Here is a 21,249-nt window from a genome sequence, read left to right as displayed (position 1 = left end):
TATGGAGTATGTGCAGGTGAGGACGATACTCGCGGTTCCCGGATGATTGCACATCGGGTTCATCGACTGGATACGCACTGTTGACCTACGTTTACCTGCGGTTGCGTGCCTGTGAGGGGCAGACATCGGGGCGACACGATGTGACGGACATCGCGCGCCGTACCGGCGAACGGGTGATCCCGTCATGAATCGCCGTCCGTTCGCCGCAGTCTCACGCCTACCCCCGACCGCCCGGCCGATGCCGACGGACCGTCATGTTCCGCATCCCGCACGACATCCGGGGTCACCCACTGTTCCGCCGCGGGCCTCCCTCCCGTCACACGGGGGCACCTACGATCGTCCCGCTTCGACAGGCAGGGCACCTACGGCGGGAGGAGCGTTCATGGGAGCGCAGGAGTCGAACGGTCAGGAGCGGGGCACGGCGCGACGGACGCTGCTCGGGGCGGCGGTGCTCGGGGCGGGCGGGGCGGTCCTCGGCCTTCCGGGCGCCGCGAGCGCGGACGAGCGCCACGGGGGCGCCGGCTACCGGAGCCTGCCCAGACCGACCGTCATCGGCCACCGCGGAGCCAGCGGCTACCGGCCGGAGCACACCTTCGGCTCGTACCAGCTGGCCCTCGACCTGGGCGCCGACGTCGTCGAGGCCGGCGACCTGGTGCCCACCAGGGACGGCCACCTCGTATGCCGTCACGAACCGGAAATCGGCGGGACCACGGATGTCTCGGCGCACCCCGAGTTCGCCGGCCGCAAGACCACCAAGACCCTCGACGGGGTCCCCACCACCGGCTGGTTCACCGAGGACTTCACGCTCGCCGAGCTGAAGACCCTGCGCGCCGTCGAGCGCATCCCCGCCAACCGCCCGCACAACACCCTTTACGACGGCCGCTGGGAGATCCCCACCTTCGAAGAGGTACTCCGCTGGCAGGACGAGCAGACCCGCAAGCGTGGCAAGCAGGTCTGGATCTACCCCGAGACCAAGCACCCCACCTACTTCCGGGCGCTCGGCCTCGGCCTGGAGGAGCGGGTCGCGAAACTGCTGCGCAAGTACGGCAAGGACAGGAAGGACTCGCCGGTCATCCTCCAGTCCTTCGAGCCGAGCAGCATCCAGCGGCTGAACAAGCTCGTCGGCAACCCGCTCGTCGTCCTGCTGTCCGCCGCGAACACCCGGCCCTGGGACTTCGTCGCGGCGGGCGACCCCCGCACGGTCGCCGACCTCGTCACACCCGAGGGCCTGGAGTGGATCGCCTCGTACGCGCAGGGCATCGGCCCCACGCTCGACCTGGTCATCCCGAAGGACGCGGACGGCAACCTCACCAGTGCGACCACGCTCGTCGCCGACGCGCACCGCGCGGGCCTGATCCTGCACCCGTACACCATGCGCAACGAGAACCCCTTCCTGCCCACGAGCTTCCGCAAGGGCACCGCCGCGGACGCCTACGGGGACCCCTTCGGCGCCTTCAAGGTCTATTTCGAGACAGGCATCGACGGCGTCTTCTCCGACAACGCGGACACCGCGGTGCTGGCCCGCGCGGACTTCCTCAAGGGTTGAGCCCGCCTCCCGGTCCGTCGACGGACCGGTCCGAGGAACGAGACGGGTGTCCACATCTGTCAACGCGTGACCTCGTCACGCCGGATGGGATGACAACCGGCCGCCCCGGCAACCTCCCGCCCGGGCGGCCGCGTCGTGCCGCACATGACCCACGAGCTGGTTTCCACGCTGCGGCCGCTGCTCACCGCCGAGGCGTCGGCGGAGGCCCACGCCTCCGGCGCCGAGCGGAACGACCTGGAACAGGCCGTCTGGCTGCGCCTGCTGGAGCTCCTGGACACGACAGGACCGCCCGTCGACCCGCAGAGCTGGGTGCGCCGGGCCGTGCGCTCCGAGGCGCGCCGGAGCCGTCGCAGGGCACGCGTCGAGCGGCCGTACGCCGCCGAGCCCGCGGACGACAGCGGCCCCTGCCCCGAGCAGCAGGCGATGGCCGCCGCCCGCCGTCGCGAGCTGCACGACGCCGTGCGCCGGCTGCCCGGCCGCTGTCCGGGCCTGATGGCCGCCCTGCTCTCCCCGAAGGACCTCACCTACCGGGAGATCGCAGGTGAGTTGGGTATCTCACAGGGGAGTCTTGGTCCGGAACGTTCCAGATGTCTTGGATGTCTGCGTCGATTGCTGACGACGGAGGTTGCGGCCCGCTGACGACGGGGATAGGAGTGGGGGACGACCGGAACAGGTGAGCGGGAGGCATGCACACATGGGCATGAGCGTGACCATCTCGGCGGCGACCGAGCAGGATGCGGAACAGATCCTGAAGCTGCAGTACCTCTGCTATCAGAGCGAGGCCGAGCTCTACGGCGACTACGGCATCGAGCCGCTCACACAGCCGCTCGACTCGCTCAGGGCGGAACTGGCGGACGCCACGGTGCTGGTGGCCCGGCTCGGCGACGAGGTGGTGGCCTCCGTACGCGGCGCCGTCGACGCCGACGGCACGGCCCGCATCAGCAAACTCATCGTGCATCCGCGCATGCAGCGGCACGGCCTCGGCGGACGCCTGCTCGACGCGATCGAGACCCGCCTCGGCGCCGAAGGAACCGCCAAGTCCTTCCAGCTGTTCACCGGCCACCGCAGCGAACGCAACCTGCGCCTGTACCGCAAGCACGGCTACGCGCCGGTCTCGCAGGAGCAGGTGGGCGAGCGCATGACGCAGGTGACCCTCGCCAAGGGCGCCGACGCCGGCGCGTACGCCACCAGCGCCTGAGCGCGGCCGACTTCGGCAGCAGTCGTCAGCCGGCGGTCGTACGCGCCTTGCGCAGCCAGTACATCGCCGACAGCGGCAGCAGGACCGGGATGAAGAGATAGCCCATGCCGTAGTCCGACCACACCGTCGCGTCGGGGAAGGCGGACGGCTCGACCAGCGTCCAGGTCCCGACGATCAGTACACCCGCGAGCTCGGCGGCGCAGCACACCAGCGCCGCCCTGCGCGCCGTCTCACCGCCGCGCACGAGCGAGTACGTGATGAATCCGTAGACGAGACCGGCGACCGCGGAGAGCGAGTAGGCCAGCGGCGCCTTGTCGAACTGCGTGGAGATCTGCACGGCCGACCGCGAGACGGCGCCGACCACCATCACTCCGTACAGCCACAGCAGCAGGATGCCGGGGCCGCTGATGAGCCGCGTGCGCTTCTTGTCCGCGGGCTCCTCCGGCGGCTTCCCGCCCTGGCCGTCCCGCTCCTGCTCGTCCCGCTCGTCCTGCTCGTTCCGAGGCACGCTCGTGTTCTCCTCCGTGGCCGTCATCTCAGCCTCCCCAGATGTCGTAGAGCCGGACTTCGAGCACGGCGAGGACGACGCCGCCGGCCGCCACCGTGACCGAACCCCAGCGGGTGCGCTCCGCCAGCGACATGAAGCCGGCGGCGGGAATGCACGCGAAGGCGCCGATCAGATACGCCACGAAGATCGTCGTGCCCTGCTCCGGCTTCTCGCCGCGCGCCAGCTGGACGACGCCGATCACCAGCTGGACCAGGGCGAGCAGCGACACCACGGCCATGCCGATGAAGTGCCAGTCCTTGGTGGGCTGGTCACGGTGGGCGGCCCAGCCGCACCAGGCGGCGAGCGCGAGCGCGGCGACGGCCGTCGCGACCGTCAGGGCATCAAACATGCCGTGACCCTATTACGGGCCAAAAGACCTGATGCGCTCGCCCCCGGGCTGCCCCGTAGGGTCGACGGCATGAAGATCCACGCCGAAGCCCTCCTGTTCGACAACGACGGAACCCTCGTCTCGTCCCTCGAGTCGGTGAACCGCTGCTGGGCCCTGTGGGCCGAGGAGTACGGGATCACCGCCGAGGACTTCGCCCGGATCGCCCTGCACGGCCGCCCCGCCATCGAGATAGCCGCCGACCTGCTGCCCGCCGACCTCGTCCCCGAGGCACTCGCCCGCATCGAGCAGTTGGAGGTCGAGGACGTGCGGGGCGGGGTCGTGCCGCTGCCCGGCACCCTCGCGCTGCTCGCCGCGCTGCCCGCCGAGCGCTGGGCCGTCGTCACCTCGGCCACCCGCCGGCTCGCCGACGCCCGGCTCGACGAGGCCGGGATCCGCCCCAAGACGCTGATCACCGCCGACGACATCACCCGGGGCAAGCCCGACCCCGAGCCCTATCTGCTCGCCGCCCGCGAACTGGGCGTCGACCCGGCCCGCTGCGTCGTCTTCGAGGACGCCCCCGCCGGGCTCCGGGCCGGCCGCGCCGCCGGGATGGCCACCGTGGCGTTGGCCACAACGCACCAGGCCCACGAGCTGGACGCCGACCTCGTCGTCGAGAACCTCTCCGCCCTGTCCGTACTGGTGACGGACGCCGGAGTGGAGATCTCCGTCCGGGGCTGAGCGACGTCCACGGCTGTCCGCTATTCGGACAGCGGTGGCGGCCCCCGGCCCCCGGTCTGCTTTACTTCATTCCATGACCACGACGAGCAGCCGCATCCTTGCGACCGAGGCGACCACTACGCCCGGTGCTCGTTGTATGTGTCGAATGTGCGCCTTCTAGAGGGCCCTCGCACCACCGCCTGATCCCGCGCCCCGAAGCGGGATCGCCGCGCCCTGAGTCCGTACCGCGTACGTGACCGGGCTGCCCCGCGCACACGTTCTCCTTCCGGTTCCATCGCCACGGCGAGAACCGTGCCGCGTTCCCGACCGAATGCATCCGTGCCCGGCGCACACCCACGCCCCGCACTCGACAGTGACGGAATTCCCAGTGATCACGACAACGGGCCTCACCAAGGTCTACCGCTCGCGCGGCCGTGAAGTGACCGCCCTCGACGGCGTCGATCTGCATGTCCGCGAAGGCGAGGTGTACGGCGTCATCGGTCAGTCCGGCGCCGGCAAGTCCTCGCTCATCCGCTGCGTCAACCTCCTGGAGCGTCCCACCTCCGGCACGGTCACCGTCGCCGGCCAGGACCTCACGGCCCTCGCCGGGCGCGGTCCGCGGGCCGGCCGGGAACTCCGCCAGGCGCGCAGCCGGATCGGCATGGTCTTCCAGCACTTCAACCTGCTGTCCACGCGGACGGTTCAGGACAACGTCGAGCTGCCGCTCGAGATCCTCGGCGTCTCGGGCAAGCAGCGGTCCTCCAAGGCCCTCGAACTCCTCGACCTGGTCGGTCTCTCCGACAAGGCCAAGGCGTACCCCGCGCAGCTCTCCGGCGGTCAGAAGCAGCGCGTCGGCATCGCCCGCGCGCTGGCCGGCGACCCGAAGGTGCTGCTCTCCGACGAGGCGACCAGCGCCCTCGACCCGGAGACCACCCGCTCCATCCTTCAACTGCTGCGCGACCTGAACCGCCGGCTGGGCCTGACCGTCCTGCTCATCACCCACGAGATGGACGTCGTCAAGACGGTCTGCGACTCGGCCGCGCTGATGGACAACGGCCGCATCGTCGAGTCCGGCACCGTCAGCGAACTCCTCGCGACGCCCGGCTCCGAGCTGGCCTCGGCGCTCTTCCCGGTCAGCGGCGACGCCTCCGGCGACGACCGCACCGTCATCGACGTCACCTTCCACGGAGAGTCGGCCACCCGGCCCGTCATCTCGCAGCTCTCGCGCACCTACAACATCGACATCTCGATCCTCGGCGCCGCGATGGACACCGTCGCGGGCAGGCAGGTCGGCCGGATGCGCATCGAACTGCCCGGTCGCTACGAGGAGAACGTCGTGCCGATCGGCTTCCTGCGGGAGCAGGGCCTGCAGATCGACATCCAGGACGCCCAGCCCGCGCTGGTGAAGGAAGGTGCCAAGTGAGCTGGTCGGAGATGCAGCCGCTGCTGTCCCAGGCGTGTTGGGACACGCTCTACATGGTCGGCTGGTCCACGCTCATCGCGATCGTCGGAGGTCTGCCGCTCGGCGTCCTGCTCGTCCTCACCGACCGCGGCGGCCTCCTGCAGAACGTGGTCGTGAACAAGGTCATCGGGCAGGTCGTGAACATCGCCCGCTCGCTGCCGTTCATCATCCTGATGGTCGCGCTGATGAGCTTCACGCGCACGATCACCGGAACGACCATCGGACGCGAGGCGGCCATCGTCCCGCTCGCCGTCGGCGCGATCCCGTTCTTCGCGCGGCTGGTCGAGACGGCTGTCCGCGAAGTGGACGGCGGGCTCGTCGAGGCCGTGCAGGCGATGGGCGGCAACACCTGGACCGTCGTCCGCAGGGTCCTCGTACCGGAGTCGCTGCCCTCGCTGATCTCGTCGGCGACCACCACGGTCGTCGCCCTCATCGGCTACTCGGCGATGGCCGGCACCGTCGGCGCCGGCGGGCTCGGCGACATCGCGATCCGCTACGGCTACCAGCGCTTCGAGTCCGGACTGATGTGGATCACGGTCGGCATCCTCGCCGTCGTCATCTCGGCCATCCAGTTCGCCGGCGACTACGCGGCCCGCACCCTGCACCGGCGCGGCGGGCACTCCGGTGCCGCCCCGAAGCTGCGGCTGCTGAAGGCCCGGAAGCCCGCGTCGGCGGACGTCGGCCAGGCCGCCTGAAACACCTCGGGGTCCCGGCGCGGGTCCCCGGCTCTCCCACCCGCACATTTCCCCGTTCACCCCAAGACGGGGCAGCTCCACCCATGAGGAAAGGCACTTTTCGTGCGTAACACCGCAAAGATCACCACCGCTGTCCTCGCCGCCGGAGCCCTCACCCTCGGGCTCAGCGCCTGCGGCTCCGGCAAGGACTCCGCCTCCGACACCAGTGGACCGCTCGTCGTCGCGGCCAGCCCGGTCCCGCACGCCGAGATCCTCGACTACGTCAAGGACCACCTGGCGAAGAAGGCGGGCCTGGACCTGGAGGTCAAGGAGTTCACCGACTACGTCACGCCGAACACGGCGACCGAGGACGGATCCGTGGGCGCCAACTACTTCCAGAACCAGCCGTACCTCGACGACTTCAACCAGAAGAACGGCACCCACATCGTGCCGGTCGTCACGGTGCACCTGGAGCCGCTCGGCCTCTACTCCCACAAGGTGAAGAGCGTCGACGCCCTGAAGAGCGGTGCGACGGTCGCCGTCCCGAACGACACGGTCAACGAGGCCCGCGCGCTCAAGCTGCTCGCGGCCAACGGGATCATCACGCTCAAGGACGGGGCGGGCAACAGCGCGACGGCCAAGGACATCGCGAAGAACCCGAAGAACCTCAAGTTCAAGGAGCTCGAGGCGGCCCAGACCCCGCGCTCCCTGGACGACGTCGACGCCGCGGTGATCAACGGCAACTACGCCATCGAGTCCCACCTCAAGCCCGCCGAGGACGCCCTCGTCCTGGAGTCCGCGACGAACAACCCGTACGGCAACTTTCTCGCCGTCAAGAAGGGCAACGAGGACGACCCGCGCGTGAAGAAGCTCGCGAAGCTCCTGACCTCGCCCGAGGTCAAGAAGTTCATCGAGGACAAGTACGCCGGCTCCGTCATTCCGTCCTTCAAGTAGGCCTGGGGCCGGGCCATTTGCCACCGGCGGCCTCCCTCGTCACCGCACGGGGTCCACTCCATTACCCGGAGTGGACCCCGTTGGGCCGTTCAGTGGTTTCATGCTGCATGCTGGGCAGTTCAGCGGACCAGACGGTATATCAGGTCCGGAGTCCCCGACGGTTACGGAGCGTCGCATGACGAGCACCTTCCCCGACATCTCCATCAGCACGGAGCGGTTGGTCCTGCGTGCGCTCGACGAGGACGACGTGTCTCCGCTGGCCGAGATGATGAACGACGAGATGGTGGCGGCCTGGACGTCGATCCCGCAGCCGTTCTCGGAGGACGGTGCCCGCGACTGGATCACCGACTACGCGCCCACGGAGCGCACCGAGGGGCGTGGACTCGACCTCGCCGTCACCGAGTTCCTCACCCAGCGCCTGGTCGGCATCATCCAACTCGGCAAGACGAACTGGCGCGTTCGCTCCACCGAGCTCTCCTACATCATCGCCCCCTGGGCGCGCGGCGAGGGCTACGCGTCCGAAGCCGCGCTCGCCACCGCCCGATGGCTCTTCCGCGACCAGAAGTTCGAGCGCATCGAACTGCGTACGGCCGCCGGCAACACCGCCTCGCAGCAGGTCGCCCAGAAGATCGGCTGCATCAGCGAGGGCGTGCTGCGCAGCGCCTGTATAGCGCGCACCCGGACCGAGGACGGCGCCTGGGTCGACCTGCGCACCGACTTCATCGTGTGGAGTCTCGTGCCGGAGGACCTCGACGGCATGGGTGGACGCCTCGCCGACACCGGCGGCTTCACCTCGTTCAACGACTGGAACTGAGCGGACCGGGCAGGCGTACGGCATTCCGCGCGCCGTGATCTCGCATACGTACGGGAACGGCCGTGGTGAGTCATATACGGTCGCGTCGAGTCATATGGGTGCACGGGAGTCACCTCACCGGACCGCGGTGGCATGGACCGGACGCGTGATCCGGGCACGACGGGACCCCTCCCGCGCCACGCCGACCGGCACGGCGCCGCCGGGCCCCACCAGGTACCCTCACGGAGCCCGCCCGGGCTGCACCTGACGACCTGCGAAGACCTTCTGGAGACTGAGGACGATGGCCGACCGGGTCACGGTGATCGGCTGGGACGGCTCGCCGCTGACCGCCGCGGCGCGCTCCGCTCTCGGTGCCGCCACGCTGGTGGCCGGCGCGGCCCACCATCTCGCACTCCCCGAAGTGCCCGAGGGCGCCGAACGCGTCCGGCTCGGCAGCGTGGCCCTCGCCGCCCGCAGGATCGCGAGCCACCGGGGCACCGCCGTCGTCCTCGCCGACGGGGACCCAGGATTCTTCGGCGTCGTACGCACCCTGCGCGCACCCGAGTTCGGCCTGGAGGTCGAAGTCGTACCCGGCGTCTCCTCGGTGGCCACGGCCTTCGCCCGCGCCGGAATGCCCTGGGACGACGCGCAAGTGGTCGTCGCACACAGCCGCACCCTGCGACGCGCGGTGAATGTATGCCGAGCCCACACCAAGGTCGCTGTCCTCACCTCACCAGGCGCCGGACCCGCCGAACTCGGGCTGCTTCTCGAAGGAGTGCACCGCACCTTCGTCATCTGCGAAGAGCTCGGCACCACCCGTGAACAGGTCACGATCCTGACCTCCGACAAGGCGGCCGACCACACCTGGCGCGACCCGAACGTCGTGATCGTCATCGGTGGCTTCGTCGCCGCTGCCGAAGGGGGCGGCTGGATCGCCGGCCGGGAGCCCGGCAACGAGCCGCGCGGCTGGGCGCTGCCCGCCGGGGCGTACGGCGGCGCACTCGGCGAAGGCGAGACGGATCTGCTGCGCGCCGCCCAACTCGCCCGGCTGGGACCGCGCGTCGGCGACCTCGTCTGGGACATCGGTTCCGGCAGCGGCGCCTTCGCCATCGAGGCCGCGCGCACCGGTGCCGCCGTCATCGCGGTCGACCGCAGTCCGGGCTCCTGCGCCCGCACCGAGCACTCGGCCCGCCGCTACGGCGTCCAGATGCAGATCGTGCAGGGCAGCGCCCCGCACATCCTGGAAGACCTGCCCGAACCGGACGTCGTCCGCGTCGGCGGCGGGGGAGCGGCGGTCGTCTCCGCCGTCGCCGATCGCCGGCCCCAGCGCATCGTCGCGCACGCCGCGACCCGGGACGCCGCCGAACTCATCGGCCGCGATCTGACCGAGCACGGCTACGACGTCGAGTGCGCCCTCATTCAGTCCGTCGAACTCGATACAAGGGCCTGGACGGAGAAGGAACGGAGCGTCGCGTTCCTGCTCAGCGGCCGTCTGCCGGATCGCGCCCCGTGATCCTGTTGTCCTACTGCGCGCGGTAGGCTGGCCGATCGTTGTACCGCTCCCTGGGGGTCGGCCTTTCGTAGGCCAATGTCCGGAAAACCCGCCCGTTTTGAGGCGTGTGTGGTACGGCAGAACCGGAGGACGCGCAACGTGGCGCAGTCCACAGCGGGCGCTCGCGGATCACGCTGTCGCGAGGGCGGGATGACCGGGACAATGCCAGTTAATGGCTTTGTCGTCTTTGTTGGCCGGTCGTTCGTGCCGCTGGGCACGCACGCTCGTTCTTCACTGTGGGGCGGTCGGTGCGCCGTTCCGGGCGAGCTGGACTTGGAAGCACTAACCGATGGGCGAGGGGTACGCATGACCGACACCGGCCAGGTCCCGGGCGAGGGATTGCCGGAGAACGCAGGCATGGTGGAGCAGCCGGGCGTCACCACGCCGGGCGGGTACACCTTCCTCGACCCCTCCGAGACCGCCGTCGAGGACGACGACCTCCTCCTGATGCCGGGCGCGCCCGGTGCCCAGGGCGCCTGGGGCAACGAGGTGCCGCCGCCGGCCCCGATGCCCTTCACCGACGAACCCGGCCCGCACGAGACCGACGGTCGGGACAGCGCCGCGATCGACCTCGCCGCCGTCCGCGGGCCGAGCCCGGCGCCCGCCCCGCAGCCCGTGCCGCCGCGCCGTCCGCTGCACCTCGGTCCGCCCACGCCGGACGGGTCCTCCAGTCCGGTGCGCTCTCTCGCCGACCGCGGACCCGCGGGCTCCCGCACCGGCTCGATGCCCAGCCCGGTCACTCCGCTGCGCCCCGCAGGCCCGCCGACCGCCGGTCCCGAGTACCTGGACGTGCCCCAGCCCGGCGAGGCTCTGCCGCAGGGTGCGGTGGCGTGGGGGACTCCGCCGGTGGAGGGCGAGGCCCTGGCTGCAGAAACGGTCGTCCCGGAGGCGGGACAGCTGCCCGCAACCGCGGTGGGCGTGGAGGCCGGACCGCTTCCCGAGGTGCCGCAGGCCGCGGAGGCCGAGCAGGCGCCCGGGTTCGTGGCGGCGGCCTTCGTGCCCGACCCGGCACCGGCGCCCGATGCCGCCCAGGCGTCGATGCCGCAGCTCGACGAGCTGTCGTTCGACCTCCAGGACCAGGCGGACGGACAGGCTCCCGACGCCGTGCCCGCGACGGACGGTTCGCCCGCACCGCAGGCTCCAGACGCCCCGCACTTCCCGGACACTCCGCACACCCTCGGCACGCCGGACATCACCGACGCCGCCGGACAGCCCGTCGGCGCGGCGGAGACGTCCGCGTACGAGGCCGCACCGGTGCAGATCCCCGAGGACGCCGGGCACGTCGTGCCCGCGCAGCACCCCGCCCCCGCCGAGGACCTCGCCGCCGCGCAGGTCCCGCCGCAGCCCGTCGGCCAGGACATGTACGGAGCCGACCCGGCCGAGCTCGGAGCCCAGGAGGCCGGGTTCGCCGACCCCGCCATCCACATGCCGGAACCGGCTGTCCGGTTCGCGGACGAGGCATCCCTGCCGGGAACCGAGCAGTCCGTCGGTGCCGCGGCCCCGCACGCTTTCGAGGCCCCGGAGTCCGCGCTGTCGGCGCTCTCCGCGCGCTCGGCGGAACTCTCGCAGGGCGGGCAGGACGACGGCCTCGAAGAGTTCCAGGCACAGCAGTTCAACGACCGGCCCGCGTTCGCCGAGAACGGCGCCGCCCACTCCGAGGACGCCGCCTTCTCCCACAACGGCGGCGCCTTCGCCGGGCCCGGCACCACCGAGGGCCGGCACGGCGTACCGGTGGGCGTGTCCACGCACGCGGACGCCTCCCACCCCGCCGCGGGCCACTCCCACGGCGACCAGCACTACGCGAGTGCCCCGGACGAGGTGGGCGCCCCGGGATTCCCCGGCGAGCCCCTGGTGCCGCAGGCCGACCGGAGCCTCGGCCAGTTCGTGCCTGTCGACGGCACGGTGCCGACGACCCCGCACCTGGCCCCGACCCCGCCGCACGCCATGACCGTGCCGCCGCTGCCCGTCGAGGAGCAGCCGCCGGCCCAGGAGCCCGCGCCGACCGCGGCCGTCATGGCACCCGCCCCGATCGAGGAGATCTCCGGGGCGACGTCGGAGCCTGTCGCCCAGACGCCCGTGCCCGCCCCCCGGGAAGCGGAGGCCGCGCCCGAGGCCATGCCCGAGCCCGCCCCCGTACCGGATCCGCTCGCCGCGGAGCCGGAACCCGTAGCCGCACAGCAAGCGGAGGACCTGCACACCCAGGTCGCCGACCAGGAAGAAGAGAGCACGGCCGTGGTGGAAGACGTACGAGAGTCCACCGGTCCGGCAGCCCCCGGCTACGACGACGCCGAACGCGAGGCCGTCCTGCGCGTGATGCGCGAGCGCCGTGACATCCGCAACGGCTTCCGCAGCGACCCGATCCCGCACGACGTGCTGCTGCGCGTCCTGGAGGCCGCGCACACCGCGCCGTCCGTCGGCCACTCCCAGCCCTGGGACTTCGTCGTCATCCGCTCCGCCGACACCCGGCGCAGCATGCACGAACTCGCCCAGCGCCAGCGCGAGGCCTACGCCAAGTCGCTTCCCAAGGGCCGCGCCAAGCAGTTCAAGGAACTGAAGATCGAGGCCATCCTCGACACGCCGGTCAACATCGTCGTCACCGCCGACCCGACCCGGGGCGGCCGGCACACCCTGGGCCGCCACACCCAGCCGCAGATGGCTCCGTACTCCTCCGCCCTCGCGGTCGAGAACCTGTGGCTCGCGGCCCGCGCCGAGGGCCTCGGCGTCGGCTGGGTCAGCTTCTTCGACGAGCGGGAGATGGTCCGCGCGCTGGGCCTGCCCGACCACCTCGAAGTGGTCGCCTACCTCTGCGTCGGCTACGTCGACGAGTTCCCCGACGAGCCCGAGCTGATGCAGGCCGGCTGGTCCAAGCGCCGCCCCCTGTCGTGGGTCGTGCACGAGGAGACGTACGGCCGTCGCGCGCTGCCCGGCGAGGAGCCGCACGACCTGCTCGCCGAGACGGTCTCCAATATCCGCCCCCTGGACGCCAAGGCGCTGGGCGAGGCGTGGGAGCGCCAGAAGCGGATGACCAAGCCCGCGGGCGCCCTCGGCATGCTGGAGATCATCTCCGCGCAGCTGTCGGGTCTGTCCCGGATGTGCCCGCCGCCGATCCCGGAGCCGGCCGCCGTCGCGATCTTCGCGGGCGACCACGGTGTCCACGCGCAGGGCGTCACGCCCTGGCCGCAGGAGGTCACCGGGCAGATGGTCGCCAACTTCCTGGGCGGCGGCGCGGTCTGCAACGCGTTCGCCAACCAGGTGGGCGCCGAGGTCTGTGTCGTCGACGTGGGTGTCGCCTCCGACCTGCCGGCCACGCCGGGCCTGCTGCCGCGCAAGGTCCGCGCGGGCACCGCCGACATGACGACGGGTCCCGCCATGACCCGCGAAGAGGCCGTCGCGGCACTGGAGGTGGGCATCGAGACGGCCCGCGACCTGGTGGCCGCGGGCAACAAGGCGCTGCTGACCGGTGAGATGGGCATCGCCAACACGACCGCGTCGGCGGCCCTGATCTCGGTCTTCACCGGCGCCGACCCCGCCGAGGTGACGGGCCGCGGTACCGGCATCAACGACGAGACCCTGGCCCGCAAGACCGAGGTCGTCCGCCGGGCCATCGACTTCCACCAGCCGGACCCGGCCGACCCGATCGGCGTCCTGGCGGCGATCGGCGGCCTCGAACACGCCGCCATGGTCGGCCTCCTCCTCGGCGGCGCGTCCCTGCGCACGCCGGTGATCCTGGACGGCGTCAGCGCGGGCGCCGCCGCCCTCGTGGCCCGCGCCATCGCCCCCGAGGTCCTGGCCGCCTGCATCGCGGGCCACCGCAGCGCGGAGCCCGGTCACGTGGCCGCCCTGAACAAGCTCGGCCTGCGCCCCCTGATCGACCTCGACCTGCGTCTGGGCGAGGGCACCGGCGCCCTCCTGGCCCTCCCCATCGTCCAGAGCGCGGCTCGGGCGATGCACGAGGTCGCGACGTTCGACTCGGCCGGGGTGACCGAGAAGTAGTGCGACGGCCGAGGCGGGGTGGGCAGGCGTTCCGAGCTGCCCACCCCGCCCCGCCGTAGTCTGGACCCCTGTCCGGGCCCCTACCGAAGAACCCCACGTCAAGGCCGCTCCAGAGCCGCAGCGCGCCCCCACCGCACCGCCTGCCCGTACGAGGAGCCGCACCTCCATGGCCGAACACCCCGCCTACCCCGTAGGCCTCCGTCTCGCCGGCCGTCGCGTCGTCGTCCTCGGCGGTGGCCAGGTGGCCCAGCGCCGGCTTCCCGCGCTCATCGCGGCGGGCGCGGACATCCACCTCGTGTCACCGCAGGCGACACCGTCCGTCGAGGCGATGGCGGACGCGGGCGAGATCACCTGGACGCGGCGCCCGTACGCGGACGGCGACCTCGCCGACGCCTGGTACGCGCTGATCGCCACGAGCGACTCCCGGGCCAACGCCGACGCCTCGGCCGAGGCGGAGCGCAACCGCGTCTGGTGCGTCCGCTCGGACGACGCCGACGCGGCGACCGCGTGGACCCCGGCCACCGGCCACAGCGAGGGCGTGACCGTCGCCGTCCTCACCACGAACGCCAAGGGCCGCGACCCCCGCCACACCGCCGCCATCCGCGACGCCGTGGTCGAGGGGCTGCGCGACGGCACGCTCGTCGCGCAGCACCACCGCACCCGTACCCCCGGCGTCGCCCTGGTCGGCGGAGGCCCCGGCGACCCCGACCTGATCACGGTCCGCGGCCGCCGGCTGCTCGCCGAGGCCGACGTGGTCATCGCCGACCGCCTCGGTCCCCGCGACCTGCTCGCCGAACTCCCGCCGCACGTCGAGGTGATCGACGCGGCGAAGATCCCGTACGGACGGTTCATGGCCCAGGAGGCCATCAACAACGCCCTCATCGAGCACGCGAGGCAGGGCAAGTCCGTCGTCCGGCTGAAGGGCGGCGACCCGTTCGTCTTCGGCCGGGGCATGGAGGAGGCCCAGGCACTCGCCGAGGCGGGCATCGCCTGCACGATCGTCCCGGGCATCTCCAGCTCGATCTCGGTGCCGGGCGCGGCGGGCATCCCGGTCACCCACCGGGGAGTCGCCCACGAGTTCACCGTGGTCAGCGGTCATGTCGCCCCCGACGACGAGCGCTCGCTCGTCGACTGGCCGGCCCTCGCCCAGCTGCGCGGCACCCTCGTCGTCCTCATGGGTGTCGACAAGATCGGCAGGATCGCCGACACGCTCATGGCGCACGGCAGGCCGACCGACACCCCCGTCGCACTCGTCCAGGAGGGCACGACCGCGGCACAGCGCCGGGTCGACGCCACCCTGGCCACCGTCGCCGAGACCGTTCGCGCCGAGGACGTGCGACCGCCCGCGGTCATCGTCATCGGCGAGGTCGTGAACGTCGGCTCCGGACTTCCCGAGTAACCCCGGGTAACCCAACCCGTTCCCAGCCGTTGGCACCACACCCAGGACAAGGCAGTATCACCCTGTGGCCGATCTCATCACCGTCGAGAACCCCGACGACCCGCGTCTGCGTGACTACACGGGCCTGACCGACGTGGAACTGCGCCGCAAGCGCGAACCCGTCGAGGGCCTGTTCATCGCCGAGGGCGAGAAGGTCATCAGACGGGCCAAGGACGCCGGGTACGAGATGCGCTCGATGCTGCTGTCCGCCAAGTGGGTCGACGTCATGCGCGACGTCATCGACGAGCTCCCGGCACCCGTCTACGCGGTCAGCCCGGAGCTCGCCGAGCAGGTCACCGGCTATCACGTGCACCGGGGCGCGCTCGCCTCGATGCAGCGCAAGCCGCTGCCGACGGCGGACGAGCTGCTCCGGTCGGCGCGCCGGGTCGTCGTCATGGAGTCGGTCAACGACCACACCAACATCGGCGCCATCTTCCGCTCCGCCGCCGCCCTCGGCATGGACGCCGTGCTGCTCTCCCCGGACTGCGCCGACCCCCTGTACCGCCGCTCGGTGAAGGTCTCGATGGGCGCGGTCTTCTCGGTCCCGTACGCCCGTCTCGACACCTGGCCCAAGGGCCTGGAATCGGTGCGCGACGCCGGGTTCAACCTGCTCGCCCTCACCCCGGACGAGAAGGCCAGGTCCCTCGACGAGGCCGCCCCGCACCGGATGGACCGGGTCGCGCTGATGCTCGGCGCGGAGGGCGACGGTCTGTCCACCCGGGCCCTGATGGCGGCCGACGAATGGGTCCGCATCCCGATGGCCCACGGAGTCGACTCCCTGAACGTCGGCGCGGCGGCCGCGGTCGCCTTCTACGCGGTGGCGACGGGCCGCCCCGAGAGCTGACGGCCGAGCCCGGCGCGGAGACCGGGCGGCCGCGCGGTGACGCGACGACTGTGCGCCGCGCCGACAACTGACGGCCGCACGGACGACGACGGCCGCGCGGACAACGACTGCCGAGCGGACTTGACGGTCGGGTGGGGAACTGGCGGCCGCCCGCGTCCAAGCGCCTGTCTGACCCGTCCCGCCGGGCCCGTGGCGCCTGGCACCGCACCTCGCCGCGTTGTCGCGTTGCGTTGTCGGCCACGTCCGAGTACGCCCAGTACGAGGGCGACCCTCCGCCTTGTGACGCACGCCACCGGACGCCGCGGTCAGATCCGGCGCGACGGGGCGGACAGACCCTAGCCGCGGTACCGTTCGGCCGTCGTGCCGCCGGCGGGCAGTGCCTCGTACGACGACTGCTCCTGCTGTACGTGCCCCCGCGGGTCCCCGTCATCGAGTCCGCGGGACGGCCCCTGGCACCCCTGGGCCGCCGCGATACCGAGCGCGACCAGCAGCGTCACCACCACGAACACGAAGAGCCGCTGGCGCAGCAGTCTGGGATTGGCGGGCCGCCTGCCGGTTCCGGTGGTGCGCGGACCGGGCCGTCCGGTACCGCTGCGGGGCGCGGGCCTGTTCCCGGTGCGGCCGGTGTTGCGGACGGGCGCCGGTCGGGATCCCGACCGCGATCCGCCGTTCGTCCCGCCGGCGCGCGGCGGGGGAGTGGTCCCCGGGCGCCGCTGGGTGCGCTGCTCGGCGTACTGCTCGGCCAGGCGCCCCGTCGGCCGGTCCGGATCCGTGCGCGGCGCGGGCGGCCGGGCGTCCGCCATGCCCTGGGCCTCGCGGGCCGCGATCTCCTTGAGCCGCAACGACAGTTGGAGGGTGCTGGGCCGTTCTTCGGGGTCCTTCGCCAGGCAGGCCCGGACGAGCGGTGCGAGCGCGTCCGGAACCCCGTGCAGATGCGGCTCCTCGTGCACCACCCGGTAGAGCATCACTTCGGAACTGCCCTGTCCGAAGGGCGAGTCCTGGGTCGCCGCGTACGCGAGCGTGGCCCCGAGCGCGAACACGTCCGTGGCCGGGGTGACGGCGGCACCGCGCACCTGCTCCGGCGCCAGGAAGCCGGGGGACCCGACCGCCGTGCCGACGTGCGTGAGCGTGCTCGCCCCGGTCGCCCACGCGATGCCGAAGTCGATGATCCGCGGCCCCTTCGGGGACAGCAGGATGTTGGACGGCTTGAGGTCGCGGTGGACCACCCCGGCCTCGTGCACCGCGACAAGACCCTCGGAGAGGGCGGCACCGACGGCGGCCACGTCCGCTGCCGACAGCGGCCCCTCCTCGGCGACCTTGTCGTGCAGGGAGGGGCCGGGCACGTACTGCGTGGCGAACCAGGGCCGGTCCGCCTCCAGGTCGGCGGCGACGAGCCGGGCCGTGCAGCCGCCCCTGATCCGCCGTGCCGCCGAGACCTCGCGTGCGAACCGCGAGCGGAACTCCTGATCCTCCGCCAGATCCGGCCGGATCACCTTCAGGGCGACCCGCTGGCCGCGCCGGTCGGAGCCCAGGTAGACAACACCCATACCGCCCGCGCCGAGCCGTCGGTGAAGCCTGAACGAGCCGACGACACGCGGGTCCTCGCGCCTCAGGCGCATCATCGCCATGTCCATCCCCGCTGCCCGGTCCGTTTGACGAGCCACAGCTTACGTTTCCGCGGCCGGGTGCGCGCAGAGGCCGCGCCCTCTCGTCCCGATCGATTGTCAGTGCCGGGTGGGAAACTTGAGAGGTGGTCAGAGAGCGTGCGAACAGGGCCTCTTTGGGCTGCCTGTGATCCCAACCATCCATCGCAGAAGGGGGATTGAGCCCGTGAAGGGTGACCGCGTGGAGATAGTCGTGGACGCAGGGGACACGACGCGGACGTACGAGGTGGTGGCGAGCAGGGCGGGCCGTCGGGTGGAGACGGCGGTGCGCCGAGGTGTCGTGGAAGTGAGCGAAGTCACTCGAAACGGAACAGTGGTACGGACCGCCCGCTTCATGGCGACTCGGGTGCTGGCACTCGTCGAGCAGCCGGTTCCCCGGGAGGACGGCTCGGAACAGTAGGGGCACATCGGACGCCCCCTCCGGGAAGACCCTGAGACCTGGGTCCGCGTATCCACCCACGGTAGTACTCCGCAGGTCATAGCTCATCCTCCGGGAGGCCCGGCAATCGGTACGAGGGCATGACGACTCCACGTCGCCACGCGCCTAGATTTGAGGTCAAGCGGCGGGTGCAGCACTCGTCCCCCGAGGTCAGACACCCGCCGCTGCCAGGCACAACAGAAGCTCGGTCAGGAGAGGGACCATGGCCCAGACGGCACCGCGGACAGAGCTCCGCACGCAGGGACGCAAGGCGTACATCGCCGCGTTCGGCACACGCCAGGGCCAGCGCCACCCCTTGGTGGCGACAGCGATGGTCCTTCCCCTGGCGGCCCTGCTCGTAGTCGTCTTCGGCGGCTGGGACGCAGTGGTCACACAGGCGTCGTCCGTGGGCGTGATGCTGGGGCGCTGAGCGGCGCCCCAGGCCCGGAAGAGCGGTCCGGGCGGGGACATCCGGCCATGAAACCCCGTGGGGACGGGGGTGCGGCGGACGGCACAAAGATGCCCGCGCAGCTGGGGAGCTGCGCGGGCATCTTTTTGTGCCGCGTGCCGCGTGCCGCGTGCCGCGTGCCGCGTGCCGCGTGCCGCGTGCCGCGTGCCGCGTGCCGCGTGCCGAGCCGTGTGCCGTGTGCAGTGCCGCGCCGCCGGGTGCCGGGTGCCGTGCCGCGCGCTGGGCACCGGGCGCCAGGGCCGCCCGTCGCGGCGAGGGGCGCCGTGCGACGCCCCTCGCGCACATCGCGTCCGCTGTGCCGGGTATCGCGGTGCGGCGGTGCCGGGGTCCAGGGATGCGCCGGGATGCCGGGGTCCGGGGGGCCGGGTGTCCGGGTGCGGGAGTGCCGAGTGTCCTGGTGTGGGGGTGCCGGGTGACCGGGTGCGGGGGTGCTCGCGTGTTCGGGCATGGGGGTGCCGGGTGTCCGGGTGCGGGAGTGCGGCGTGCCCGGGTCCGGGTGCCCGCGTGCGCGGGTGTGGGGGGTGCCGCCGTGCCGGGGGGCGCCTTCGGATGCGTACCCTCACCGGCAGGTGTCGTACAGCCCCAGGGGGACCCGTGACCGCAGACAGCCTGCTGCCCGCACTCGCCGCCGCGGTGCGCCACGCGGCTCACCCGGCGACGGCTGTGCCCGGCCCGCGCGGTGCCTGCACCTGTGGTGCCGAGGACGCGCTCCTCGCGGACCGCGACGACGGCACCGTGGTCCGGCACGGCGACTTCGTCGCCAAGGCCCACGCCCCGGACACGGACCCCACCGCGCTCGCCCTCCGCCTCTCCGCGGCCGCGGGCCTCCCCGGCATCCTCCTGCCTCCGCTGAACCCCACCCCCGCCGACCTCCTCGGCCGCCGGGTGACCCTTTGGCCGTACGGCCGTCCCGTCGACCCCGACAGCCCCGACGCGGCCCCCTGGGAGGCCGCCGCGACCCTGCTGGCCCGCCTGCACCGGGCTCCCGCCCCGGACGGGCTGCCGCCCATGCGCGGGCCCGTCAAGGCCGCCCGCGCGATGGCCCGGTTGCGCGCGGCCGGCCCGCACCCGGCCGCCGCCCCCGTCCTGAGGGCCTGGGCGGCCCTGCCCGGCTGGGCGCGGGCCGAGGCCCCGATGCCGGACACCATGACCCTGTGCCACGGTGACCTGCATCTCGGCCAGCTCGTACGCCACCCCGCGCCGGACGGGCCCTGGCTCCTCATCGACGTCGACGACCTGGGCGTCGGCGACCCGGCCTGGGACCTGGCGCGTCCGGCGGCCTGGTACGCCTGCGGGCTGCTGCCGCCCGACGAGTGGCTCCGCTTCCTGACCGCCTACCGGGACGCGGGCGGCCCGGCCGTTCCCGCCGACGGCGATCCCTGGCCCGCCCTGGACGTCGCGGCCCGCGCCCTCACCGTGCAGACCGCGGCCCTGGCCGTCGCCAAGTCCGCCGCCGCGGACCGGCCGTTGGACGAGGTGCAGCAGGCCGTGATCGACGCCTGTGACCGAATGAGTGCGGTCCCGCCCGAGTTGGCCCAAGGTTTCGCGACGTAGGGTGCAACCGACCGAAGCAGGGCAGTGTCTGTCCTGGCGGAAGCAGTACCGACCGGCGAGGAGTTGAGCCGAGCATGCAGTGTCCGAAATGCCATGCGCCGATGCACACGTACAACCGCAATGGCGTCCAGATCGAGCAGTGCAGCGGCTGCCGCGGGATATTTCTCGACTACGGCGAGCTGGAGGCACTGACCCGCGTGGAGTCGCAGTGGTCCCAGCCCGCGCCGCCGCCCCCCGGCGCCCCGCAGGCGTACCCGTCGGCCCCGGCGCCCGCCTGGGGTGCCCCGCAGCACGGCGGTCACGGCGGCGGTCACGGCGGTGGCCACTACGGCGGTCACGGCAGTCACCACCGGCACAAGAGCTTCGGCCACATGCTCTTCTCGTCCTGAACGACCGAAGGGGCCTCCTCCCGAGCGGAGGGGCCCCTTCGTCGTGTTCCGGCAGTCGTGTTCCGGACAGCGGTCACGGCCCATCGCGGCCGGCGCACGACGAAGCCCCCGACCGTACGAGACGGGCCGGGGGCTTTGCTGGTGCGCGATACTGGGATTGAACCAGTGACCTCTTCCGTGTCAGGGAAGCGCTCTCCCGCTGAGCTAATCGCGCGGGTCACGCGGCCGGAGCCACGCTTGCTGCTGTTACTGCGTGCGCGATACTGGGATTGAACCAGTGACCTCTTCCGTGTCAGGGAAGCGCTCTCCCGCTGAGCTAATCGCGCGGGGATCCTCGCGGATCGAGTCCTTGCGGACCAGTGGACGATACTGGGATTGAACCAGTGACCTCTTCCGTGTCAGGGAAGCGCTCTCCCGCTGAGCTAATCGTCCTTGGAGGTGGAGACGGGATTTGAACCCGTGTAGACGGCTTTGCAGGCCGTTGCCTCGCCTCTCGGCCACTCCACCAGGAGTGCGGGTTCGGGAAGATCCCCCACTTCCTGCGAGCGGACGACCAGGTTCGAACTGGCGACCTCAACCTTGGCAAGGTTGCGCTCTACCAACTGAGCTACGTCCGCTTGTCGTTTCCGTTGCGCTTGCGCGTCCCGGCGACGAGTTGAACTCTAGCGGATTCCCGGGCCAGCACAAAAACGCGTTTGTGCAGCGTGCT

General features: G+C 71.9%; 19 protein-coding genes and 5 tRNA genes. 16 read left to right on the top strand and 8 right to left on the bottom strand.

Features of this window, described 5'->3' with window-relative positions:
- Nucleotides 1–382: 382 nt before the first annotated feature.
- The 3 genes from ACZ4N5_RS09325 to ACZ4N5_RS09315 all read left to right on the top strand — a co-directional run bounded on the left by ACZ4N5_RS09325 (nt 383) and on the right by ACZ4N5_RS09315 (nt 2,744).
- Complete coding sequence (locus ACZ4N5_RS09325) at nt 383–1,546, top strand: glycerophosphodiester phosphodiesterase (RefSeq protein WP_467756493.1); 1,164 nt, start codon at nt 383–385, stop codon at nt 1,544–1,546.
- A gap of 144 nt (nt 1,547–1,690) precedes the next feature.
- Complete coding sequence (locus ACZ4N5_RS09320; RefSeq protein ID WP_467756492.1) at nt 1,691–2,185, top strand: sigma-70 family RNA polymerase sigma factor; 495 nt, start codon at nt 1,691–1,693, stop codon at nt 2,183–2,185.
- Between the two features lie 55 nt (nt 2,186–2,240).
- The gene (locus ACZ4N5_RS09315; protein ID WP_467756491.1) at nt 2,241–2,744 is read left to right on the top strand and encodes a GNAT family N-acetyltransferase; all 504 of its coding nucleotides are present in this window, start codon (nt 2,241–2,243) and stop codon (nt 2,742–2,744) included.
- A 25-nt stretch (nt 2,745–2,769) separates the two neighbouring features.
- Here the strand turns inward: ACZ4N5_RS09315 and ACZ4N5_RS09310 are convergent, their stop codons facing one another.
- Together ACZ4N5_RS09310 and ACZ4N5_RS09305 are read right to left on the bottom strand one after the other, a co-directional pair.
- Entirely contained in the window at nt 2,770–3,279 is a 510-nt protein-coding gene (locus tag ACZ4N5_RS09310) for a hypothetical protein (protein WP_467756490.1), read from the bottom strand.
- A gap of 1 nt (nt 3,280) precedes the next feature.
- Nucleotides 3,281–3,640, bottom strand: coding sequence for a hypothetical protein (locus tag ACZ4N5_RS09305; protein WP_467756489.1), 360 nt, complete (start codon nt 3,638–3,640; stop codon nt 3,281–3,283).
- Between the two features lie 69 nt (nt 3,641–3,709).
- Between ACZ4N5_RS09305 and ACZ4N5_RS09300 the strand changes: the two genes are divergently transcribed.
- From ACZ4N5_RS09300 to ACZ4N5_RS09260, 9 genes are all read left to right on the top strand, one after another.
- Nucleotides 3,710–4,357, top strand: coding sequence for an HAD family hydrolase (locus ACZ4N5_RS09300; RefSeq protein WP_467756488.1), 648 nt, complete (start codon nt 3,710–3,712; stop codon nt 4,355–4,357).
- Between the two features lie 310 nt (nt 4,358–4,667).
- Nucleotides 4,668–5,759: a methionine ABC transporter ATP-binding protein gene (locus ACZ4N5_RS09295; protein ID WP_467756487.1), complete on the top strand. Its 1,092-nt coding sequence runs from the start codon at nt 4,668–4,670 to the stop codon at nt 5,757–5,759.
- Nucleotides 5,756–6,493 (top strand): methionine ABC transporter permease, encoded by a 738-nt coding sequence (locus ACZ4N5_RS09290; protein ID WP_467756486.1) that lies wholly within the window; start codon nt 5,756–5,758, stop codon nt 6,491–6,493. Before ACZ4N5_RS09295 ends, ACZ4N5_RS09290 begins: the two co-directional genes overlap by 4 nt.
- 102 nt (nt 6,494–6,595) lie before the next feature.
- Nucleotides 6,596–7,426: a MetQ/NlpA family ABC transporter substrate-binding protein gene (locus tag ACZ4N5_RS09285; protein ID WP_467756485.1), complete on the top strand. Its 831-nt coding sequence runs from the start codon at nt 6,596–6,598 to the stop codon at nt 7,424–7,426.
- Between the two features lie 175 nt (nt 7,427–7,601).
- Nucleotides 7,602–8,240 carry a GNAT family N-acetyltransferase gene (locus ACZ4N5_RS09280; protein WP_467756484.1) on the top strand — a complete coding sequence of 213 codons (639 nt, stop codon included), beginning with the start codon at nt 7,602–7,604 and terminating at the stop codon, nt 8,238–8,240.
- 280 nt (nt 8,241–8,520) lie between these two features.
- Nucleotides 8,521–9,732, top strand: a complete 1,212-nt coding sequence (gene cbiE / locus ACZ4N5_RS09275; RefSeq protein WP_467756483.1) for a precorrin-6y C5,15-methyltransferase (decarboxylating) subunit CbiE — start codon at nt 8,521–8,523, stop codon at nt 9,730–9,732.
- 345 nt (nt 9,733–10,077) lie between these two features.
- Entirely contained in the window at nt 10,078–13,764 is a 3,687-nt protein-coding gene (gene cobT / locus ACZ4N5_RS09270) for a nicotinate-nucleotide--dimethylbenzimidazole phosphoribosyltransferase (protein ID WP_467756482.1), read from the top strand.
- Nucleotides 13,765–13,930: 166 nt separating this feature from the next.
- Nucleotides 13,931–15,163 (top strand): uroporphyrinogen-III C-methyltransferase, encoded by a 1,233-nt coding sequence (gene cobA, locus ACZ4N5_RS09265; RefSeq protein WP_467756481.1) that lies wholly within the window; start codon nt 13,931–13,933, stop codon nt 15,161–15,163.
- A gap of 64 nt (nt 15,164–15,227) precedes the next feature.
- Nucleotides 15,228–16,046, top strand: coding sequence for a TrmH family RNA methyltransferase (locus ACZ4N5_RS09260; RefSeq protein WP_467756480.1), 819 nt, complete (start codon nt 15,228–15,230; stop codon nt 16,044–16,046).
- Between the two features lie 335 nt (nt 16,047–16,381).
- Here the strand turns inward: ACZ4N5_RS09260 and ACZ4N5_RS09255 are convergent, their stop codons facing one another.
- The gene (locus ACZ4N5_RS09255) at nt 16,382–17,680 is read right to left on the bottom strand and encodes a serine/threonine-protein kinase (RefSeq protein ID WP_467756479.1); all 1,299 of its coding nucleotides are present in this window, start codon (nt 17,678–17,680) and stop codon (nt 16,382–16,384) included.
- A gap of 196 nt (nt 17,681–17,876) precedes the next feature.
- Between ACZ4N5_RS09255 and ACZ4N5_RS09250 the strand changes: the two genes are divergently transcribed.
- From ACZ4N5_RS09250 to ACZ4N5_RS09235, 4 genes are all read left to right on the top strand, one after another.
- Nucleotides 17,877–18,110: a hypothetical protein gene (locus tag ACZ4N5_RS09250; RefSeq protein WP_103547844.1), complete on the top strand. Its 234-nt coding sequence runs from the start codon at nt 17,877–17,879 to the stop codon at nt 18,108–18,110.
- 241 nt (nt 18,111–18,351) lie between these two features.
- Nucleotides 18,352–18,558, top strand: coding sequence for a hypothetical protein (locus tag ACZ4N5_RS09245; RefSeq protein WP_355839639.1), 207 nt, complete (start codon nt 18,352–18,354; stop codon nt 18,556–18,558).
- 633 nt (nt 18,559–19,191) lie between these two features.
- On the top strand, nt 19,192–20,151 hold the full coding sequence (locus ACZ4N5_RS09240) for a phosphotransferase family protein (RefSeq protein WP_467756478.1): 960 nt from the start codon (nt 19,192–19,194) through the stop codon (nt 20,149–20,151).
- A gap of 74 nt (nt 20,152–20,225) precedes the next feature.
- On the top strand, nt 20,226–20,540 hold the full coding sequence (locus ACZ4N5_RS09235; RefSeq protein ID WP_467756477.1) for a TFIIB-type zinc ribbon-containing protein: 315 nt from the start codon (nt 20,226–20,228) through the stop codon (nt 20,538–20,540).
- A 139-nt stretch (nt 20,541–20,679) separates the two neighbouring features.
- On the opposite strand, the gene ACZ4N5_RS09230 is transcribed toward ACZ4N5_RS09235, so the two are convergent.
- The 5 genes from ACZ4N5_RS09230 to ACZ4N5_RS09210 form a co-directional block, all read right to left on the bottom strand.
- Nucleotides 20,680–20,754, bottom strand: a tRNA-Val gene (locus ACZ4N5_RS09230).
- Between the two features lie 40 nt (nt 20,755–20,794).
- A tRNA-Val gene (locus ACZ4N5_RS09225) sits at nt 20,795–20,866 on the bottom strand.
- Between the two features lie 34 nt (nt 20,867–20,900).
- A tRNA-Val gene (locus ACZ4N5_RS09220) sits at nt 20,901–20,972 on the bottom strand.
- A 1-nt stretch (nt 20,973) separates the two neighbouring features.
- Nucleotides 20,974–21,047, bottom strand: a tRNA-Cys gene (locus ACZ4N5_RS09215).
- 37 nt (nt 21,048–21,084) lie between these two features.
- Nucleotides 21,085–21,157, bottom strand: a tRNA-Gly gene (locus tag ACZ4N5_RS09210).
- Nucleotides 21,158–21,249 lie beyond the last annotated feature (92 nt).

It is taken from the genome of Streptomyces sp. NPDC026500 (assembly GCF_055567635.1).
Note: the sequence above shows the minus strand (reverse complement) of the source record. Positions and strands in the feature narration are given on the sequence as shown.